Genomic DNA, 20,979 nt, shown 5'->3' on the forward strand with positions numbered 1-20,979 from the left:
GAAACATTGGCCGCATACCGTGCAATGCTTTCGTAGCCTGTTTCACAAGCTCTTGAGCATTACCACTTGAGGGACCTTGAATTGAGGCGATAAGCAATTTATTCGGGCTTAAAAAAGTGAAAGACGCATCATATACTCGTTCGTTATTTTGATTGCGAATATTAATAGAAAAATACCCTTCAAAGGGATCGATATGATTAATACTCAACGATAAACGCAAATCCTCAGTTAATTGGGTTAGCACGATATGTTGCTGATCTAATAATTGCTGGCAAAGCGAATATCCCATTTTTTCTTCTGCCAAACGTAAATTCTCCGTAATCGCCGTTAAACGTTCTGAAGCAGAAAAGCGTTTATCGCAAAAAGTAGTAAGAATTGTATTGATACGATAATAATCTTGTGTAAATAAAGGCTGCCATTGAGTTTCTGCATTAAGAAAATCCACTAATTGGCTACATTGCTTTTGATACAACCATTTATAGCCGTAATAGCGTAATTTTTCCCGCACTTGTTTGAGAAAAGGGCGATCCTTAGAATAAGGATACATTTGAACGTAAGTGGGGAAAATAAAATTATTTTTCGTGGACATAAATCAATATTTTGTGAAATTTAATAAAATTGTCAGTCATTTTAGCGATTATCACGTCATTTGCCAAAATTCTTTTTTGTTTAAAACCCACTTTATAACTCAGATTTTGTTATAATCTTTTCCTTGAATTCCTTTTTCCCTACCCCAATATTTACCCAAATTATCAGAAAGAATTAAGAGAGATAAATTATGGCGAAGAATACCCAACGTACGATGCCCGTATTACCATTACGCGATGTCGTCGTTTTCCCTTATATGGTGATGCCACTTTTTGTAGGGCGTGCAAAATCAATTAATGCCCTTGAAGAAGCGATGAACGATGATAAACAGCTTCTTTTGGTATCTCAAAGAGAAGCAGATTTGGAAGAACCTACCCCTGAAGATTTATTTGATGTGGGTACCATTGCTAACATTATTCAGTTACTAAAACTACCTGATGGCACAGTGAAAGTGCTAGTTGAAGGTCAAAATCGCGCGAAAATTAACAGCCTTGAAGATGGCGAAAAGTGCTTTTCCGCAAAAATTACCCCTATCGAAACCACTTATGGTGATGAGAAAGAGTTAGATGTTGCGAAAAAAGCGGTACTTTCTGAATTCGAAAATTATCTCACCTTAAATAAAAAAATCCCTGCAGATGTATTAAATGCACTTCATCGCCTTGGTGATGCAGATCGTTTATCAGACACAATGGCTGCGCATTTGCCGGTAAGTGTTCGCCATAAACAAAGCATCTTGGAACTTGCCAACGTGCAAGACCGCTTAGAATATCTGCTTGGTATGATGGAATCAGAAGCAGACATTCTTCAAGTTGAAAAACGCATTCGCGGTCGTGTAAAAAAACAAATGGAGAAAAGCCAGCGTAACTATTATCTAAGCGAGCAAATTAAAGCCATTCGCAAAGAAATGGATAGTGGCGAAAATGAAGACACAATTGATGAAGTTGAACAACTTCGTCAAAAAGTAGAAGCAGCAGGCATGCCCGCAGAGGTACGCGACAAAGTGGAAAATGAGTTACAAAAACTCAAAATGATGTCAGCCATGTCTTCTGAAGCAACCGTTGTTCGTAGCTACATTGAATGGATGATCCAAGTGCCTTGGCATCAACGTTCTAAAGTGAAAAAAGACATTTCGAAAGCACAACAAGTATTAGATGCCGATCACTATGGCTTAGAACGAGTGAAAGAACGTATTCTTGAATATCTTGCAGTACAAGCTCGTTTAAACAAAGTGAAAGGACCCATTCTTTGCTTAGTTGGCCCTCCAGGGGTAGGTAAAACCTCTCTTGGTCAGTCTATTGCCAATGCCACTGGTCGTAAATATGTACGTATGGCATTAGGCGGTGTTCGCGATGAGGCAGAAATCCGTGGTCACCGTAAAACCTATATTGGCGCATTGCCGGGCAAATTGATTCAAAAAATGGCAAAAGTGGGGGTGAAAAATCCATTATTCTTGCTTGATGAAATCGACAAAATGGCATCCGATATGCGAGGCGATCCAGCATCAGCATTGCTTGAGGTACTCGACCCTGAGCAAAACACCACGTTTAATGATCACTATTTAGAAGTGGATTATGATCTTTCTGATGTGATGTTTGTGGCGACATCAAACTCCATGAACATTCCAGGTCCATTATTGGATCGTATGGAAGTGATTCGTCTTTCTGGTTATACCGAAGATGAAAAACTTAATATCGCGATGCGTCATTTGTTAGCGAAACAAATTGAACGTAATGGTTTGAAGAAAGACGAACTTACCGTCGAAGAAAGCGCAATTTTAGATATTATTCGCTATTACACGCGTGAAGCGGGTGTTCGTGGGTTAGAACGTGAAATTTCAAAAATCTGCCGTAAAGCAGTAAAAAATTTATTAGTAAATCCAAAACTTAAATCTATCACGGTAAATTCAGATAATCTGCACGATTATCTTGGTGTCAAACGCTTTGAATTTGGCAAAGCCGACACACAAAACCGCATTGGTGAAGTGACAGGTCTAGCTTGGACAGAAGTGGGGGGCGATTTACTCACCATTGAAACAGCCTCCGTTGTCGGTAAAGGAAAACTTACTTTCACAGGTTCGTTAGGTGATGTGATGAAAGAATCCATCCAAGCGGCAATGACGGTTGTGCGCGCTCGTGCGGATAAACTTGGTATTAATTCTGAGTTCCATGAGAAACGCGATATTCACATTCACGTGCCGGATGGTGCAACACCAAAAGATGGCCCAAGTGCAGGTATTGCAATGTGTACCGCATTAGTTTCTTGTTTAACAGGTAATCCTGTGCGTGCTGATGTGGCAATGACGGGAGAAATCAGTTTACGTGGTAAAGTATTACCAATCGGTGGATTAAAAGAAAAACTTCTTGCAGCACATCGTGGCGGAATTAAAACCGTATTAATTCCAAAAGAGAACGTTAAGGATCTTGAAGAAATTCCAGAAAACGTAAAACAAAATCTTGCAATTCACGCAGTAGAAACCATTGATGAAGTACTTGGTCTTGCGTTAGAAAATCCACCAGAGGGCATTGAGTTTGTTAAAGTGGAAGCTAAACCTAAAACACCACGCCGTAAAGTGACGAGTAAATCAGAAAGAGCGGTCAATTAATTGAATGTTTTAGGGCTTGTGAAAACAAGCCCTTTTATTGATTTTAGAGATGATAATTTCATCTTTACACAAGGTTAATTTATACTTTTCCAAATTGAAAACTTGTTAATAACACCATGCTCAAACTTCCTCCACTTTCCCTTTATATACACATTCCATGGTGCGTTCAAAAATGCCCTTATTGCGATTTTAATTCGCACGCACAAAAAGGCGATATACCAGAACAAGACTATATTCATCACCTTCTGAAAGATCTGCAGGACGATTTACAACGCTTTAAAAATTCCATTCAACAACGAAAACTCCATTCGATTTTTATAGGTGGCGGTACGCCAAGTTTGTTTTCGTCAGAAAGTATTGCGTATCTCTTAAAAGAAATAAAAAAGCATATTGATTTTGAAGATAATATTGAAATCACATTAGAGGCTAATCCTGGCACAGTAGAAGCTGAACGCTTTAAAGGTTATGTATCAGCAGGCATTACGAGAATTTCTATGGGGATACAAAGTTTTAATGATGACAAATTACGGCGTCTTGGGCGAATTCATAATGCAGCGGAGGCAAAAAGTGCGGTCAATTTAGCGAAAGTTTCTGGGCTAAAAAGTTTCAATTTGGATTTAATGCACGGTTTGCCAAACCAAACGTTGGAAGAGGCCTTAGATGATCTTCGCCAAGCTATTGAGCTATCTCCTCCTCACCTTTCTTGGTATCAGCTCACTATTGAGCCAAATACGATGTTTGCTTACCGCCCACCTAAATTGCCAGATGACGATGAACTTTGGGATATTTTTGAGCAAGGTCACCAACTTTTAACCGCAGCAGGCTATCAGCAATATGAAACCTCAGCTTATGCAAAAATGGGGTTTCAATGTAAACATAATTTGAATTATTGGCGGTTTGGGGATTATTTAGCTATTGGCTGTGGCGCACATGGGAAATTGACCTTCCCAAATGGCGAGATTACCCGCTTTTCTAAAACCAAGCACCCGAAAGGTTATTTGCGTGGCGAATATCTTTACGAAGAAAAAAACGTGCTAGAAATTGACCGCCCTTTTGAATTTTTTATGAATCGCTTTCGTTTGTTAGAAGCGGTGCCCAAACAAGAATTTGAAGATTACACAGGTTTATCGCAAAGTGCGGTGAAAAATCAAATTGATTTTGCCATTCAACAAAACTATATTGTGGAAAACGCTGATTCTTGGCAAATCACTGAGCATGGCAAATTATTTCTCAATGAACTATTGGAATTATTTTTAACGGAATCGTAGCTCATCCGTTAAACCTCTCATTGCTGAAAAATTACACTTGTTTATTCAATACTCTCGTAATAAAGTAACGCAATCGTTTACTTATTAAAATAAGGAAAAGAAATGAATCAATTAGAAATGAAAAAACTCGCCGCACAAGCCGCATTACAATATGTAAAAGCTGACACAATTGTTGGCGTGGGAAGTGGCTCCACGGTGAACTGCTTTATTGAGGCTTTAGGTACAATCAAAGATAAAATTCAGGGCGCAGTTGCGGCTTCAAAAGCATCAGAAGAATTATTACGTAAACAAGGTATCGAAGTATTTAATGCAAATGATGTCTCTAGCTTAGATATTTATGTGGATGGTGCAGATGAAATCAATCCACAAAAAATGATGATTAAAGGTGGCGGCGCAGCGCTCACTCGTGAAAAAATCGTCGCTGCATTAGCGAAAAAATTTATTTGTATTGTGGATTCTAGTAAACAAGTAGATGTGTTAGGTTCGACCTTCCCATTACCAGTTGAAGTTATTCCAATGGCTCGTTCACAAGTAGGCAGAAAATTAGCCGCACTTGGTGGCGCGCCTGAATATCGTGAAGGCGTTGTGACAGACAACGGCAATGTGATTTTAGATGTACACAACTTTACTATTTTAAATCCAGTTGAAATGGAAAAAGAATTAAACAACGTTGCGGGTGTCGTCACTAACGGGATATTCGCGTTACGTGGCGCAGACGTTGTGATCGTCGGTACGCCTGAAGGCGCCAAAATTATTGACTAATTCATAATAAAAATCATAAGGAAGCAAACATGACAAACAAAGTCTCTCTAGACAAATCAAAAATCAAATTTGTATTGTTTGAAGGTGTGCATCAAAGCGCACTTGATACGCTCCATGCGGCAGGCTATACCAATATTGACTACTATAAAAAAGCGCTAGATGGTGATGAATTAAAAGAAGCCATTAAAGATGCACACTTTATCGGCTTGCGTTCTCGCACCCATTTAACGGCAGAAATGATTGAGGCCGCACCCAAATTAATCGCAGTGGGATGTTTCTGTATTGGCACCAACCAAGTGGATCTAAATGCGGCAAAAGCGCGTGGAATTCCTGTATTTAATGCCCCATTCTCAAACACTCGTTCCGTCGCAGAACTTGTATTAGGCGAGATTTTATTACTTATGCGCAATGTGCCACAGGCTAATGCCGAAGTACATCGTGGCATCTGGAATAAATCAGCTACTGGATCTCATGAAGTGCGGGGTAAAAAACTAGGAATTATTGGTTACGGCCACATTGGTTCACAATTAAGTATTATTGCGGAATCATTAGGCATGGATGTACATTTCTACGATATCGAAAATAAACTTCCGCTCGGTAATGCCAAACAGGTTCGTAGCCTTGAAGAATTACTCAGTTCTTGCGATGTGATTTCATTACATGTGCCAGAGCTGCCATCTACCAAAAACTTAATGAACGCTGAGCGTATCGCACAATTAAAACAAGGTGCAATTTTGATCAATGCTGCGCGTGGCACAGTGGTAGATATTAATGCGCTCACTCAAGCCTTAAAAGACGGGAAAATTCACGGCGCTGCCATTGATGTATTCCCAATTGAGCCTGCGTCAATTAATGAAGAATTTGTCTCACCGTTACGCGAATTTGATAATGTGATTTTAACGCCACATATCGGCGGTTCAACAGCAGAAGCACAGGAAAATATCGGTTTTGAAGTGGCAGGCAAATTTGTCAAATATTCAGACAATGGTTCTACGCTTTCTTCCGTCAACTTCCCTGAAGTATCTTTACCAGAGCACGAGGGAACAAAACGCCTATTGCATATTCACGAAAATCGTCCTGGTATATTGAACAAACTGAACCAAATTTTCGTCGAAGCCAACCTCAATATTGCTGCGCAATATTTACAAACTGACCCGAAAATTGGTTATGTTGTCGTAGATGTAGAAACAAATGATGCATCGCCATTACTGACAAAATTGAAGGAAATCGATGGCACAATTCGTGCGCGAGTACTTTACTAAATGACAATTCGTACGTAAAACACGAGGTTTTTAGCCCCCTATAAGGGACTATACTTCACAAGCCTCTCTTGGGGCTTGTGAAAACTGACAATCCCTATCCCTGATTCCCCCTTAAAAGGAGCTACATATTCTTTCATTAAAAAATTAGGGGCTGACGTAGACTAGCACTCTTGCTAATCTACGTCAGCCCCAAAATAATTATTCACCTATAAAAATAGACAGGCTCCCCATTTTTGACAACATGGATAGTACAAGAGCCAGCAAAGAACAAAACAACTTAAATAAAGCGAAACATTTTACATTCAGACCAAAGCTGTAAGGATTATTTGGATTACTATAATCAGCAACAAATTAAACTGAAATTCAAGGACCGACTTCGATGCTATGTCATCATCACTCCTTAAGTAAATAGTCTATTTTTGGCTAGATCAAAATTTCACCGCACTTTTGTAAGATGTTACCCCACCATTTTCTTTAACTGATACAAATATGCCAATGCTTGTTTAGGGCTTAGATCATCGGGATCCAGTTTTTCAATAGCCTCTCTTAGTGCATCCGTTTCTTGTTCAAACAATAATTCACCTTGAGTGTGATTGGATTCACGTAATGCCTGAATTTGCTGATCGGCTGAATGGCCTGATGTTTTTTCTAATTGTGTCAATTTCTGTTTTGCCAGTTTAATAACAGATTGTGGTACGCCTGCCAAAGCTGCCACCGCCAAACCATAACTTTTACTTGCAGCGCCATCTTGTACGGCGTGCATAAAGGCGATGGTGTTGTTATGCTCAAGGGCATCTAAATGAATGTTGGCGATGCCTTCTAGCTGTTCTGGCAATGCGGTTAATTCAAAATAATGGGTGGCAAATAATGTAAGCGAGCGGATTTTTTTGGCTAACCACTCTGCACAAGCCCAAGCTAAGGATAAGCCATCATAAGTGGATGTGCCTCGACCGATTTCATCAATAAGCACGAGACTTTGCTCAGTAGCTTGATGAAGAATATTTGCCATTTCAGTCATTTCCACCATAAAGGTTGAACGTCCTGAGGCTAAATCATCAGACGCACCAATTCGAGTAAAAATACGATCAATCGGTCCAATTCGTGCACTGTCTGCCGGCACAAAGCTGCCGATATACGCAAGCAACGTAATTAATGCGGTTTGGCGCATATAAGTACTTTTCCCGCCCATATTTGGCCCAGTGATAACTAACAAATGACGGTTGTGATTGAGCTCCACTGGGTTGGCGATGAAAGGATCTTTCAATACTTGTTCCACAACAGGATGGCGGCCATTTTCAATTTTCACACTCACTTCATCACAGAATGTTGGTATCACGTAATTGAGGGTGTCTGCGCGCTCGGCAAGATTGACCAATACATCCAATTCAGAGAGTACAAGGCTCGCCAGTTGCAGTGAACCTAAGTACGGTAATAATAAATCAAACAATTCATCATAAAGCTGCTTTTCTAATGCTAACGCTGCGCCTTTCGATTTCAGCACTTTGTCTTCATATTCTTTGAGTTCAGGAATAATGTAACGCTCTGCATTTTTCAAGGTTTGGCGGCGAACATAATGGATCGGGGCTTTATGCGCTTGGCCTTGGCTGATTTGAATGTAATAACCATGCACTGCATTAAAACCGATTTTTAAAGTGTCAATGCCCGTGCTTTCACGCTCACGTTTTTCTAAGTTTTCCAAATATTGGGTTGCACCATCAGACAGCATACGCCATTCGTCTAACTCAGCATGGTAACCTTCAGCAATCACGCCGCCATCCCGAATTAAAAGTGGAGGCGTTTCAATCAATGCACGTTGCAATAAATCGCATTGCTCGCTGAAATCGGCAATTTGGCTGAAAAGTGCGGTTAAAAATGGCGGTGTTTTTTGTTGCACAATCGTGCGTAACTCTGGAATTTGTTCTAATGCCGTGCGCAAACGAGTGAGATCGCGAGGACGCGCTGAACGCAGCGCAACACGCGCTAAAATACGCTCCATATCGCCAACTAATTGCAAATAAGGCTGAAGTTCATCGACCAAATCAAAATTCAGAATCTCTGCAATCGCTTGTTGGCGTTGTCTTAATTTTTCCACATGACGAACAGGCTGGTGAATCCAACGTTTCAGTAAACGGCTCCCCATTGGCGTAACACATTTATCCAATACAGACGCTAGCGTATTTTCTGTGCCACCCGCAAGATTTTGCGTCAATTCAAGATTTCTGCGAGTGGCTGCATCTAACTGAATGCAGTCTTGATTTTGAATTAAGCTAATGCTTTGAATATGGGGTAATGCGGTACGTTGGGTTTCTTTTGCATATTGCAATAAACAACCTGCCGCACTTAAGCCTAGAGGGGATTTTTCCACACCAAAGGCTCGTAAATCTTTTGTGCCAAATTGGCGATTCAGTAACGTAATGGCAGTGCTAAGTTCAAATTCCCAAATCGGGCGACGGCGTAATCCCTTGCAATGTTCAATCGCAGCCATTTCATTAAATTCTTCACAATACAGCAATTCCACAGGTACAATACGTTGCAATTCCGCGCGTAATGTTTCTTTATCCGCAGGTTCACAAAGCTGAAAACGGCCAGAGGTCATATCTAAAGTGGCTAATCCAAATTTTTCTTTTTCTTGATATACCGCAGCAATCAGATTGTCTTGGCGCTCTGGCAAAAGTGCTTCATCACTTACCGTACCGGGTGTAACTATTCGCACAATTTGGCGCTCCACTGGCCCTTTACTTGTGGCAGGATCACCAATCTGTTCACAAATCGCTACAGATTCCCCTAACTGAACTAATTTTGCTAAATAACCTTCCACCGCATGATAAGGCACCCCAGCCATTGGAATGGGTTGCCCTGCAGATTGACCTCGTTTCGTCAAAGAAATATCCAACAATGCCGCCACTTTTTTCGCATCGTCATAAAACAACTCGTAAAAATCCCCCATACGATAAAACAACAAAATATCTGGATTCTCTGCTTTGAGTTTTAGATATTGTTGCATCATTGGTGTGTGTTCGGGTAAATTATCGTTTAAAATCATCTGCTTTAATCTCTTAACTTATTGATATTTAACAAAGGTTAATAACTGTTTCAATATTATAACATTTCATTAGGTTTTATATAGTCTTACTAAATCCTACACTAAAGTGTAGGTTATTTTGTAGGTTTTATAGTTTGCAGTATAATGTACGCATAGCAAAAAGCTACATTTATCCAGGTATTTTATGAGTAATAAAACTAAAAAGCCATTAACTACAAAAACTATTGAAATGATGAAACCAAAAGATCTTGATAAAGCAGATATTGGTGAATATTCCGGTTTAAGAGTAACTTGTGGTAAAACTGGCATAAAAACATTCTTTTACCGATATTCTAGCCCGATCACTAAAAAACTTACCCAAGTAAAAATAGGTTCATTTCCCCAAACTAGCCTAGCTGAAGCTCGAAAACAATTAAAAGAGTTAAAAAATATTCGTTTAACTGGGCGTTGTCCCGCCTATGAATTAAAGGAGTTCAAAAAGGAACAAGCTAGAAAAGAGAGTGAAAAACTCTTCTACATAAAGGATCTTATTGAACTTTACTTATCCCAATATATTGAAGATCACTATAGTGAAAATGGGCGTTTAATTGTTGGCGCAAGAAAGCCAAAGGGACAAGATGAGGTGAGACGAACTTTGTATAATGATGTTGTTCTTCCATTTGGAGACAGATTAGCCTCTTCAATGACAAGAAAAGAAATAGCTGAACATATTACAAGCATTGTTAATGAGCGAGGTGCAAGCGTTCAAGCTGGTAATGTTCTTAGGGAATGGATCGCGGCATATCGTTTTGCTATAGGATTAGATAAATTTGATGAGAATTTTGTTAATCCAGCATTGTTAGCAAAAGAAACGTTAAAAATGACAACCATTAAACTCACGAATAACAAAGGAACTAGAGCATTTGATCACCGTGAATTAGGGATATTCCTAAAATGGCTGAAAATATCAAGACTAACAGAAAAAATCCAAAACGTATTTCTACTTACATTACTCACGGGCTGTCGAACAGGGGAAATTTGCGCTATTGCTTGGGATGATATTGATTTAGAAATGAAGACAATTTTTCTTCGAGAAACTAAAACTGGCACATCTCGCTATGTTCAGCTATCTAATCAAGCAGTAGATCTTCTTAAAACATTTGATCGATCAACAAAATACTTATTTCAAATGCGATTACAAGAAAAGCCTATCCAACAAAAATACCTTACCGAAAGAACTTGGGGACTTAGAAAAAGTGGGGCAATGTTAGACATTGAACATTGGTCGCCACACGATCTGCGTAGAACAGTTCGAACAGGTTTGGCGAGATTGGGGTGCCCGAATGAAGTTGGCGAGGCTATTCTAGGACATTCAAAGAAAGGTATTGAAGGTACTTATAATCTACATACTTACGATAAAGAATGTAAAATTTGGTTACAAAAATGGGCTGATTACCTAGATGATTTACTAACAGAACAAAAATAGGCAGTTCCCTGCCTATTCTTTAATTTTCTGTTATGAGTAACTGCCGTTTTCCCATTGATAGCTCAGATACAATACCTTCTGTTTCAAGCTGATCCATAATGTGAGCGGCTCGACTAAAGCTAAGGTTAAATTTGCGTTGAATTGCTGATATTGAAATAGTTTGAGTTTCAATTACCCATTTACGCATAATATCAAATAAGGGATCAAGCTCAGTCTTAACTGGCGAAAATACCTCTTCAGTGAAGATATTTTCTTGATATTGAGTCTGTCCACACAGACGCCAAAGATCGGTTATCGCAACTATTTCTTCATCACTGATAAACGCACCGTGAATACGAGTTAAATCTGGAGAGCCTGATCCAGAATATAGCACATCACCTCGCCCTAACAATGTTTCCGCGCCACGCTGATCAAGAATAGTACAAGAATCTACCGCACTTGTCACGGTAAATGCAATACGACTAGGAATATTTGCCCGAATAACACCTGTAATAACATTGCTAGCAGGGCGTTGTGTGGCGAGAATTAAGTGAATCCCCACTGCTCTTGCTTTGTGTGCAATACGCACTATACATTCTTCCGTCTGCTGACCAGATGTCAGCATTAGATTGGCAAATTCATCAATAACGATCACAATATAAGGTAATGGGCTAAATGTATCTTTAGCAATACCTTCCGCATTTAAACGGCAGATTTTCTGATTATAGCTTTCGATATTGCGCACTTCCCACAATGATAAAAGCTGATAACGGCGTTCTATTTCACCAACACTCCATTGTAAGGCTTGAACGGCTTTGTGTATATTGGTAACAACAGGCGTAATGAGATGTGGGATATCATTATAAGGTGATAATTCAACCACTTTTGGATCAATTAACATCAACTTAAGCTGTGTTTCGTCTAATTTTGACAATAGACTGATAAGAATAGTATTGATACAAACTGATTTTCCTGCACCTGTCTGCCCCCCAATCAATAAATGAGGTGTTTTGGCTAAATCAATCACAACAGGCTCACCTTTTGTATCAACACCTAAAGCAACTGGTAATTTGGCATTACTATCCAGAAAGGCTTCGGAACAGATCACATCTTTGAACGAAATCGTATGACGATTATGGTGCGGGATTTCTAAAGAGAGCGTACCAAAACCATCCGGTATCATTCTAACGGCATGCACATTCAATAATTCCGCCCATTTTGTAGGATCTGAAAGTTGATTGATGATGTTTTTTTCTAGGCTCTCTAGCTCTAATTTAATATTGTAAGTCGTAACTACAGGACCAATATCGTAACTGATCTTGGCATTCGCGATACCAAATGTCGATAGCACTCCGTCCACATCAGGCAACTGTGCATTATAATGCTTGGTTAAGAACTCTATCGGCAATAATAAATTATTTGAAAACATAAAAACCTCTAGATAATAGGTTAAAAATCTAGCTCACTTTCCCAAGGATCAACTTGATTGATATAGATCATTCGTTCAGCAATTCTATTGACTAATACACCATCAATCTTTTCTGTATAAGGATCATAAACTACTCCCTCAAAGTACCAATTTTCACCATCATTTATTATTTCTAACAACATTGATTCTTCTGTAACATTAGGTTTATTTGATCTTAGCTCTACTGAACAAGGATAAGTGAGCATATCTACTATGCCTTTAAACCAAACATAAGTATTAGGCTTTCCCTCTTGTTCATATTCAAACTTAATACTTAATTCTTTAGATTCACTTTCATACTTAATCCAGCAAGGTAGTGGTTCCCCCCATTCGGATTTATTACTACTATCTGAATATTCCATATATTCAGCAGTAATATTAAAATCATCTAATTGCATAGCTGGTTATTCCTCTTCATCTGAAACAATTTTAAGATCACCTAAATGCCAGTTTTCACCATCCCAAGAAATGACACTGTGCATACCTTGCTGAGCTACGTGAACATTTTTTCTTCTAAGTTCTTTATCTTTTGTAAACCAATAGTTGATTACTGTCATTGGTCGTGGTTTCAAAATACGATTTTTCTCATTTAATGGAGCTTGTAAATAATAGGTAAGTAAGCGCTCAGGCTCTTTCAAATAGGCTAAATAAGCTCCATTCATATGAGGGTAAGGTGTAGATTCAATAATCCCTAACCAAACCTCTCGCTCACTATCAATTTTCCAGTGTTTATGATGAGTTTTAAATCGGGATGCATAGGACTGTTCCGAAATACCGCAGTATTGAATTTGGCTCTCAGTCTCATCTTTTTGTTTTCCTGTAAACAAATAGAGCCCGCTCTCTTTTCCCCAATCTGATTCAATCACTTCAGAAAGCTCAAAAGGTCCATACCAATGAATAAGTGTAAAAGAATGCTTCATAACAAAATCCTTAAATAGGTGATATTCGTAAAATGTACTATAACCGATATTTTTAAAGGAGTAAAACAATTACAAAATAGCTATAAAAGATGATTTTAAGGCTAGATAATGTCGAAACTTTCAGTAACAGAAACCGATAGATTGATAGGAAAGCGGATTCAGCAAAAGCGTAAAGAGCTTGGATTAAGTGCCTCCGTGCTATCGGAGCAAATTGGCATCGCACAACAGCAACTTTCTCGTTATGAGCGAGGTGAAAATAAGATTAATGTTGCACATCTAGTCGAAATTGCCGCAGCATTGAATACCGAAATTAGCTGGTTTTTTATAGATTGCATATCAGATCAAAAAATTAATGATAAACAGAAATTTATTCCTGTTTCAGAAGATCGTATTAGAAATAGACTTTATGCTCATTTAGATAAGTTAAGTGCGGACAAAAAACGTGGTCTTTTAGTCTTCCTTGAGACTATTTTGTAGATGCTAAAAAATATGTTAAAATATTGATATATAAACATATTTTTATTTTGCATGAAAGCATTGCAACAGGGGGAATTAGACTGTTTATGCGGAATTTATAGCATAGTAAATGCAGTCTATTTCGTATCAAATAAGAAAATTAAGCGAAAACCATTATTTCACGAGCTACTTTTAGCTTATATGAATAACTGGGGTATTTATGATCTACTCACGAGTGGATTGGATCTTCACCAAATGAAGTATTTATTAAATCATACCGCTAAAATACATAAGCAAATAAGAATAGACTACCCTAACATAAAAAGACACTCAAAAATTCCCTTACTTATATCTTCTCATCTAGAAAGCCAATCTAACTCAATAGTATTATTCTCGACTAACTATCATTGGAGTTTGATAAAAAGTTACGATAACGAAAAATTAGTTCTTTTTGATAGTTGTGGTACAAATAGCGTAAAAATCTCTGAAATTTTACCTAGTTCACTATTTTTTATCTCTTTCATCCCTAAAGAATAAATAAGCAAGTAGGATTTCTCGATTCCATTTCTCTTTTTTCAGGGGAACATTTTTATCTAACAACTTAAGTAATTTATCTAAAGTCATATTTTCCTCACCTGCATATCTATAGATTTGACGCAATATTCTTAATTTTTCTTTTCTTGCGTGAATATAAATATAATAAGTAATAGCTAAAGATTTTACTTCCGCTTGTCTTATCTTTTCTCCTACTATTTCAAAGGCTTTTGCTATCTTCATCTGTCTTCTTGCTATTTTTTCATCAATATCCTCATAAGTATAGAATGTAACCGTCTTGGGAAAGCGTTCCTTGATTGATTTCCTTCTACGCTGTTGCTCTTCACAATTTCTCTTTTGCTTTCTTGTTTGTCCAATAAAATTCGTACTCACTTTTCTTCCTTAAACCAACTGACAGTCAGCAACTAAATTAATAAAACTGACAGTCAGTTATTTTAGGCTATTTATAACTGACTGTCAGCCAGTTTAAGAGCTAAAAATAGCTAAATATTCACTTCTGTAAAGGAAACCTCGCAAAGGGTAATTCCGCCTTTTGGTAATAAATGAGGTTTTTATGAAACTAATCAAACTAAGCCAAGTAATGGCAAAAACAACGTTATCCAAATCAACTATATACCGACTAATCAAAACATCTGATTTTCCACCACCAAAGAAACTGTCATTGAGAGCTGTTGCGTGGTTAGAAACGGAAATTGATGAATGGATTGTAAATAGAGGATGTGCATGTAATTCAAGTTCCAATCACTCTATTAGCACGTTACAAGCATATTTATTAAATAATACAACAACTCAATAGGAAATTAGCTATGAAAAATACCATTCTTGTAAACAGAAATGCTATTTATAGAAAGAATAACTTTATCTGTGTAGGTACTTTCAAAAAATACCCTATTTATATGGGAATTGATAAGCTATCTTTTGTATCAAAAATAATACCAGCTGAAGAATTCTGGGGTGTATACAAAAAATTTGATAAGTTAAAGCAGGTTAGATCTGGAAAATATGAGATATGTAGTATAAAAGTTAAACATTACCGCTGTGGTATAAAAATTACTTCGATGAAAAATCCTGATTTTTATCTGCTATTATCTTACGATTTCCCAAGAAAACTTAATGAGCCTAGAGTTAGATTTGAGTTATCTCCACAATATGCAAAAAATAGAGACATACCTAATGTGATCAAATGGCTGAAGAAACATATTGGGGTAGAGGTTATTGATATGCTGTTACAAACTAGTAGAGTAACTCGAATCGATCTTACCCTTGATGTACACAGCAAGCGATTTCTAAGAAATTATTACTTCTCTATTCCTAATGCTAGAACAGGGCGGAATTTCTTAGGTAACGAAGATGATTGTAAGAACAATTATGCTATTGGTTCTCAACGTTCTAGTTCTTACCTTTTAGTATATGAGAAACTAAAATTTCAAGAAGTTGAAGATGTTTACCAAAATAACCTTATAGTTAAGAGAGAACATATTAAGCGGAGCATTACTCGCTTAGAATTAAGAATAAAACCGCCATATCAACAACCACTTTTTCTATCGGAGGTTTCAATGCTAGAAAACCCATTCAGTAGAATTCTCATTTATAGAAGAAATAAAATCGCCTCTCAATTTAAGGATTTCCTTCCTTATATAAAAGAGGAGAAAAGTATTCCTCTAGCGGTTAAATCGTATCTACAAGCTAAAGTAGATGATGATACAAAGGTGAATAGAAACTTAAGACTAAAAACGAATAGATGTCTTGAAAAGTGTAAAAGTAAGTTTATACTCAACATTGATTGGTCAAAATACCCAGATATCATAGACAATTCTATTGGGTATTTCACTCAAACATCTCTGAGATAATTTGCCCCCTCAGCTATAAAAGCTACATAAGTGTAGGTTATTATGTAGCTTTTCATTTCCAAAACGCGCGAACCCTTGCAAATAAACAAACATAGCCTTATGCATCAGGCGTATGTTGTTGGAAATTTTCTTCGGAAATCATCTAATTACCTGCTTTGAAACTGAATAAAGATAGGTTTTGTGGCGGCTATTTTAGGTGCCGAAAGGGGAAAAAGCCAGATAAAAAAGAGCGGTGAAAATTTATTGAGATTTTTCACCGCTCTTTTTAGAGGAAGATTAATGTCTTGGGAGGTAACGTACTGGATCCACTGATTTGCCTTTGTAGCGAATTTCAAAGTGAAGTTTCACAGTATTTGTACCAGAGCTACCCATTTTTGCGATTTCTTGACCAGCTTTGACTTCTTGTTGATCGGTTACAAGAATTTTGTCGTTATGCGCATAAGCACTTAAGAAATCATCATTATGTTTGATGATGATTAAATTACCGTAACCACGTAAAGCATTGCCTGCATACACGACACGACCTGATGCAGCTGCTTTTACAGCCTGTCCACGAGAACCACTAATATCAATCCCTTTGTTTCCGCCATCAGTATTGGAGAAACCTTGAATGATATTACCTGAAGTCGGCCACTGCCATGCAACATTTGATGCGATTGGTGCAACAACATTGGCATTAATCGGTGTGCTATTGGTGTTCTCTACTGGTGTTGTTGGTACTGATGGTGTTGTCGCAGGGGCAACTGGTGCAGTTGCAACCGGTACCATTGCTGGTGCGCTATTCGCTACACCTGCGCCAGATTTAATTGGTCCAATGATTGTGCCATCAGATCCCATTTGCGTACCATTTGCACCTGGCGTATAGGTGACTGCTGGTTCTGCTGGCGTTGTCGGCTCTGCAGTAGTCGTTGCTGTTGCTGCCGCAGGTTGTTTTACAGGAACCGTTGTTGTTACGGTTTTTGTACCACAATTAGAGATTTTTAAAGTTTGTCCTAGGCTCAGACTATAAGGCTCAGTCATGTTGTTCAATGCAGCTAATTCTTTTACATCAATCCCCGCCAAGTAAGCGATTAAGAACATGGTATCGCCTTTATTCACTTTATAGGTATTGCCTTTGTAAGAGCCTTTTTCAATTTGGCTGTAATCTGGTGCATTAGTATTTGGATTACGTGGAACATTAATATGTTGCGAACCTACGCAATCAGAAACTGTTTTAGTGATGTTTTTTGTTTGCACAGCTGGAGCTGGTGTTGGCGCTACTGGTTTTTGAGCCGGCTGAAATACTGGCTGTGCAGGTTTGAATGCCGGTTGAGCAGGCGCTGCTGGCATGGCAGGCTGTTGATAGGTTGGTTGGAAATTTGGCTGTGGAGTTTGCACGCCTGTTGGTACACCGCCTATCGCTGGTACCGTGTTTTTTTGAATTTCAGGTTGCCAAGAACCGCCCGCACTTTCACCATTTACAGGTTGCATGATACCAGGGGAAAGATTGCCATCAGCATTACTGATTGGCGCTGGAGAATTAGAGGTACAAGCCGATAATACGACAAGACTCAAAGGGAGTAAGAGAAATGATTTTTTCATAACAATTCCTTATTGTTCCTTTATTATTTCGTTTGCGCTGGCATTGTATTTTTTTGAATTTCTGGCATAAAGCTACCGCCAGCAACAGCGCCTGTGCCTTCTACTGGTTGCATGATGCCGTTTGGCAACGCATCTGGATCTTTAACTGGTTCTGATGCACATCCAACCAATACGAATCCAGCCATTAAAATAAGACCTAATTTATTCATTTTTTATCCTAGTTTTTCAATATAAAGTAAGCAATGACAGCCAGCGCAACGACTGACCAACCAATAATTTCAATAGATTTTCGCAATTTTGCTGCGAATTTTTCACCGCCCCACGCAGCTAATTTTGCCACCAGCAAGAAACGCGCTAAACGTGAAACAAATGCGGTGATGGCAAAAGGGAAAAATGCCATTTGCATTACGCCAGAGCAGAGAGTAAACACCTTGTAAGGAATTGGACTAAAACCCGCCACAAACACAACTAATACGCCCCATTGCTCAAACCAATTTATGGCTTTTGCCCAATACGCACCATATCCCCATTGTTGTACAATATTTTCCACCCAGTCCGTTGCATAATAACCAATAGCGTAACCAATCACCCCACCGATGACAGAAGCAATTGCCGTATACAATGCAAATTTTATCGCACTTTTTGGCTTTGACATTGACATTGGGATCAACATCACATCAGGTGGAATAGGAAAAAATATAGCCTCGATAAAACTAACAAAAGAGAGCCAGAAAGTCGCAAAGCGGTGCGTTGACCATTGCATGGTTTTATCGTACATCGTACCGAAAATTTTCATATTTCTTCTCTATTTGGTAAAACGCGCCATTATTCCTGCTCTAACCAATCTTGTAAAGCCGAAAGTGAATGATGCGCAGTAAGATCTGCTTGAATTGGCGTGATAGACACATAACCATTTTTCACCGCATGGAAATCCGTTCCCTCGCTTTCATCCTGAGGTAATGCTGAAGGGCCAATCCAATAAATCGTTTCATCACGAGGATCCCTTTGTTTAATGACTTCTGCAGACGACGCACGGTAACCCAAACGACACACCTTGTAACCCTTTAATTCTTCAAAAGGTAAATCCGGCACGTTGATATTAATAATTTCACGAGGATTTAATAATTGATGATGTAATTTTGGAATGAGATCACACACCACTCGTGCTGCTGTTTCATAATGTTGACGACCATCTAACGAAACCGCAATAGCAGGCAAGCCTAAATGACGCCCTTCAAGTGCTGCTGCTAATGTGCCTGAATAAATCGTATCATCGCCCATATTGCAACCTGCATTAATGCCCGATACCACTAAATCCACTTGGCCAGATAAAAATCCGTTTAATGCTAAATGCACACAATCTGCTGGCGTACCATTCACACAATAATCGCCACTGTCTAAATGGCGTGGGCGCAGAGGCTCTACTAATGTGAGCGAGCTTGATGCTGCACTTCGATTACGATCAGGTGCAACAACAATGACTTCTGCAATTTTTCTTAATTCTGTTGCTAAAACTTGAATGCCTTCCGCGTGAAAACCGTCATCATTACTGACTAAAATTCGCATTGTACTTCCTTATGCTTCTGTATAATTTACTAAGTCACGAACTAATGCCGTGGCATAACTGCCTGCTGGCAAATAAAATTTCAAACGCAAGCCCTCAGGCTCAAATGCCCAAGAAAACGCGTTTGCCTTCATTAATAATGGACGACGTGCCGCCTTCATTCTTTCTTGTTTCATTAAAGGAGCGAAGACTGAATGCCGGCTCACAATTTCATTTTCAATATCACTTGCCACCAAAGCATCTTCGCCAATTAAAGGGGCGGTGAGTAAAATATCTTGATTTTCTAACCGCACTTGCAAGGCATTTAAGTCTTCTTTTTCATCCGCTTTGAACCAACTGTGCGAACCGGCTAATTGCACAATATCGTTTGGTAAAACTTGATTTATTGCGGCCCTTGCAATACGCGCCGCCACAACCAGATTAAAAATTTCACTGCGCGCAGCGGAAAGATAAAAACTGCGTTTTTTGCGATCTTTTACCTTGATTTTCCCTTGCGCCCAACGCAATGCTTGCGTGAGGTTATGACTATCCCGACCAAAACGTTGTTCCGTAAAATAATTGGGGAAACCAAAATTTGCCACAAAATCCAATCGCGCTTTAAGCTCATCTGATTCTTCCGCGCCACGCAATAAAATATCGAAATAATTTCCCTCAAGGCTACCCGTGCGAATTTTTCGGTTATGTCGAGTAACCGTTAAAATTTCTACGCCATCTAATTCAAATTGACTGAAATCGGGCGTTTCCATTCCAGGCATTTGTAAACAAAACCATTGTTCTGTCACTGCTCGACGATCTTTCAACCCCGCATATCCCATATTGCGTTCAGAAACACCGGCAAATTTAGCTAATTTTTCGCCAACAAATAAGGTGTTGCAATCTGTTTTGCGTACATACAACGCAACAAACTCCCCTTCGCCTGACATTTCATAGCCTAAATGCTCTTTTACAATAAAATCCGCACATTCAGCTTTTAAAAGTGCGGTGGTTTTTGGCTGTGTTTTTAATGCCAAATAAGGGAGTTGTTCGAGCATGATTAAGGGTTCTTTTTTATAGAAAATAATTGCGCGAAATTTTATGCGACTTTTGGTGATTTATCCACTAAAATAACCGCACTTTTGTTCTTGTTGAAGGATTTTATTATGTCAAAATTGGCTGAGTTACAAGCAGAAACCCGTGAAATTATCACTGATTTACTTAACGATGGTAGTGACCCGGATGCGCTTTACATTATTGAGCATCACATTGCTCATCACGATTTTGATTTGTTAGAAAAAATCGCCGTAGATGCTTTTAAAGCTGGTTATGAAGTTTCCGAAGCGGAAGAATTTGAAGATGATGATGGAAAACCAATTTTCTGTTTTGACATTATCAGTGAAGTAGAATTAAAAGCGGAAATTATTGATGTTCAACAAAAAGAAATCCTTCCGTTATTAGAAAAACATAAAGGCATTTATGATGGTTGGGGCACCTATTTTGAAGACCCGAATGCCGATGACGATGAATACGGTGATGATGGGGAATTTTTTGATGACGAGGATGTCGAAGAGCCTCGTGTGCATTAATCATTCTTTTTAACCGCACTTAATAAGTGCGGTTATTTTTTTAGGAGTTTCAAC

The 20,979-nt window shown here is 38.6% G+C and carries 20 protein-coding genes; 9 read left to right on the forward strand and 11 right to left on the reverse strand.

Translation table 11 applies throughout. The features are described 5' to 3' along the window. Nucleotides 1-589, reverse strand: a 589-nt coding sequence (locus AAX15_RS02125) for a DUF535 family protein (protein ID WP_046938944.1), incomplete at its 3' end; no start/stop codon positions are given. 189 nt (nt 590-778) lie between these two features. Between AAX15_RS02125 and lon the strand changes: the two genes are divergently transcribed. From lon to serA, 4 genes are all read left to right on the forward strand, one after another. Next, nucleotides 779-3,190, forward strand: a complete 2,412-nt coding sequence (gene lon / locus AAX15_RS02130; protein WP_046938917.1) for an endopeptidase La — start codon at nt 779-781, stop codon at nt 3,188-3,190. 116 nt (nt 3,191-3,306) lie between these two features. Beyond that, nucleotides 3,307-4,458, forward strand: a complete 1,152-nt coding sequence (gene hemW, locus AAX15_RS02135; RefSeq protein WP_046938918.1) for a radical SAM family heme chaperone HemW — start codon at nt 3,307-3,309, stop codon at nt 4,456-4,458. A 102-nt stretch (nt 4,459-4,560) separates the two neighbouring features. Then, nucleotides 4,561-5,220 (forward strand): ribose-5-phosphate isomerase RpiA, encoded by a 660-nt coding sequence (rpiA, locus tag AAX15_RS02140; protein ID WP_005627100.1) that lies wholly within the window; start codon nt 4,561-4,563, stop codon nt 5,218-5,220. Between the two features lie 29 nt (nt 5,221-5,249). Further along, on the forward strand, nt 5,250-6,482 hold the full coding sequence (gene serA / locus AAX15_RS02145) for a phosphoglycerate dehydrogenase (RefSeq protein WP_046938919.1): 1,233 nt from the start codon (nt 5,250-5,252) through the stop codon (nt 6,480-6,482). Between the two features lie 457 nt (nt 6,483-6,939). On the opposite strand, the gene mutS is transcribed toward serA, so the two are convergent. Beyond that, nucleotides 6,940-9,525: a DNA mismatch repair protein MutS gene (mutS, locus tag AAX15_RS02150; RefSeq protein ID WP_046938920.1), complete on the reverse strand. Its 2,586-nt coding sequence runs from the start codon at nt 9,523-9,525 to the stop codon at nt 6,940-6,942. Nucleotides 9,526-9,709: 184 nt separating this feature from the next. On the opposite strand from mutS, the gene AAX15_RS02155 reads away from it, so the two are divergent. Then, nucleotides 9,710-10,990, forward strand: a complete 1,281-nt coding sequence (locus AAX15_RS02155) for a tyrosine-type recombinase/integrase (RefSeq protein WP_046938921.1) — start codon at nt 9,710-9,712, stop codon at nt 10,988-10,990. 19 nt (nt 10,991-11,009) lie between these two features. Here AAX15_RS02155 and AAX15_RS02160 read toward each other — a convergent pair whose 3' ends face one another. The 3 genes from AAX15_RS02160 to AAX15_RS02170 are packed head-to-tail and all read right to left on the reverse strand — an operon-like array spanning nt 11,010 to nt 13,357. After that, a complete protein-coding gene (locus tag AAX15_RS02160; protein WP_052749716.1) occupies nt 11,010-12,398 on the reverse strand; it encodes a DNA translocase FtsK in 1,389 nt (462 codons plus the stop codon). A gap of 20 nt (nt 12,399-12,418) precedes the next feature. Next, entirely contained in the window at nt 12,419-12,835 is a 417-nt protein-coding gene (locus tag AAX15_RS02165; protein ID WP_046938922.1) for a hypothetical protein, read from the reverse strand. A gap of 6 nt (nt 12,836-12,841) precedes the next feature. Then, the gene (locus tag AAX15_RS02170; protein ID WP_005699280.1) at nt 12,842-13,357 is read right to left on the reverse strand and encodes a hypothetical protein; all 516 of its coding nucleotides are present in this window, start codon (nt 13,355-13,357) and stop codon (nt 12,842-12,844) included. Nucleotides 13,358-13,465: 108 nt separating this feature from the next. Between AAX15_RS02170 and AAX15_RS02175 the strand changes: the two genes are divergently transcribed. Then, nucleotides 13,466-13,834: a helix-turn-helix domain-containing protein gene (locus tag AAX15_RS02175; protein WP_046938923.1), complete on the forward strand. Its 369-nt coding sequence runs from the start codon at nt 13,466-13,468 to the stop codon at nt 13,832-13,834. 483 nt (nt 13,835-14,317) lie between these two features. Here the strand turns inward: AAX15_RS02175 and AAX15_RS02180 are convergent, their stop codons facing one another. Next, nucleotides 14,318-14,740, reverse strand: coding sequence for a hypothetical protein (locus AAX15_RS02180; RefSeq protein WP_046938924.1), 423 nt, complete (start codon nt 14,738-14,740; stop codon nt 14,318-14,320). 181 nt (nt 14,741-14,921) lie between these two features. Between AAX15_RS02180 and AAX15_RS09680 the strand changes: the two genes are divergently transcribed. Together AAX15_RS09680 and AAX15_RS02190 are read left to right on the forward strand one after the other, a co-directional pair. Further along, a complete protein-coding gene (locus tag AAX15_RS09680) occupies nt 14,922-15,164 on the forward strand; it encodes an AlpA family transcriptional regulator (RefSeq protein ID WP_046938925.1) in 243 nt (80 codons plus the stop codon). Between the two features lie 10 nt (nt 15,165-15,174). Next, a complete protein-coding gene (locus AAX15_RS02190) occupies nt 15,175-16,218 on the forward strand; it encodes a hypothetical protein (protein ID WP_005699267.1) in 1,044 nt (347 codons plus the stop codon). Nucleotides 16,219-16,494: 276 nt separating this feature from the next. Here AAX15_RS02190 and nlpD read toward each other — a convergent pair whose 3' ends face one another. From nlpD to truD, 5 genes are read right to left on the reverse strand one after another with little or no spacing between them, the layout of a single operon-like run. Beyond that, on the reverse strand, nt 16,495-17,799 hold the full coding sequence (gene nlpD / locus AAX15_RS02195) for a murein hydrolase activator NlpD (RefSeq protein ID WP_046938926.1): 1,305 nt from the start codon (nt 17,797-17,799) through the stop codon (nt 16,495-16,497). A gap of 23 nt (nt 17,800-17,822) precedes the next feature. Further along, nucleotides 17,823-18,008, reverse strand: coding sequence for a hypothetical protein (locus AAX15_RS02200; RefSeq protein WP_005638432.1), 186 nt, complete (start codon nt 18,006-18,008; stop codon nt 17,823-17,825). Nucleotides 18,009-18,016: 8 nt separating this feature from the next. Further along, on the reverse strand, nt 18,017-18,595 hold the full coding sequence (locus AAX15_RS02205) for a YqaA family protein (protein WP_046938927.1): 579 nt from the start codon (nt 18,593-18,595) through the stop codon (nt 18,017-18,019). Nucleotides 18,596-18,624: 29 nt separating this feature from the next. Next, nucleotides 18,625-19,365 carry a 5'/3'-nucleotidase SurE gene (gene surE, locus AAX15_RS02210; protein WP_046938928.1) on the reverse strand — a complete coding sequence of 247 codons (741 nt, stop codon included), beginning with the start codon at nt 19,363-19,365 and terminating at the stop codon, nt 18,625-18,627. A 9-nt stretch (nt 19,366-19,374) separates the two neighbouring features. Then, complete coding sequence (gene truD / locus AAX15_RS02215; protein WP_046938929.1) at nt 19,375-20,394, reverse strand: tRNA pseudouridine(13) synthase TruD; 1,020 nt, start codon at nt 20,392-20,394, stop codon at nt 19,375-19,377. A 108-nt stretch (nt 20,395-20,502) separates the two neighbouring features. Here truD and rraB point away from each other — a divergent pair, with 108 nt between their 5' ends. Next, complete coding sequence (gene rraB, locus AAX15_RS02220; RefSeq protein ID WP_046938930.1) at nt 20,503-20,925, forward strand: ribonuclease E inhibitor RraB; 423 nt, start codon at nt 20,503-20,505, stop codon at nt 20,923-20,925. Nucleotides 20,926-20,979 lie beyond the last annotated feature (54 nt).

The organism is Haemophilus haemolyticus, from assembly GCF_001008275.1.
Taxonomy (GTDB): domain Bacteria; phylum Pseudomonadota; class Gammaproteobacteria; order Enterobacterales; family Pasteurellaceae; genus Haemophilus; species Haemophilus haemolyticus_P.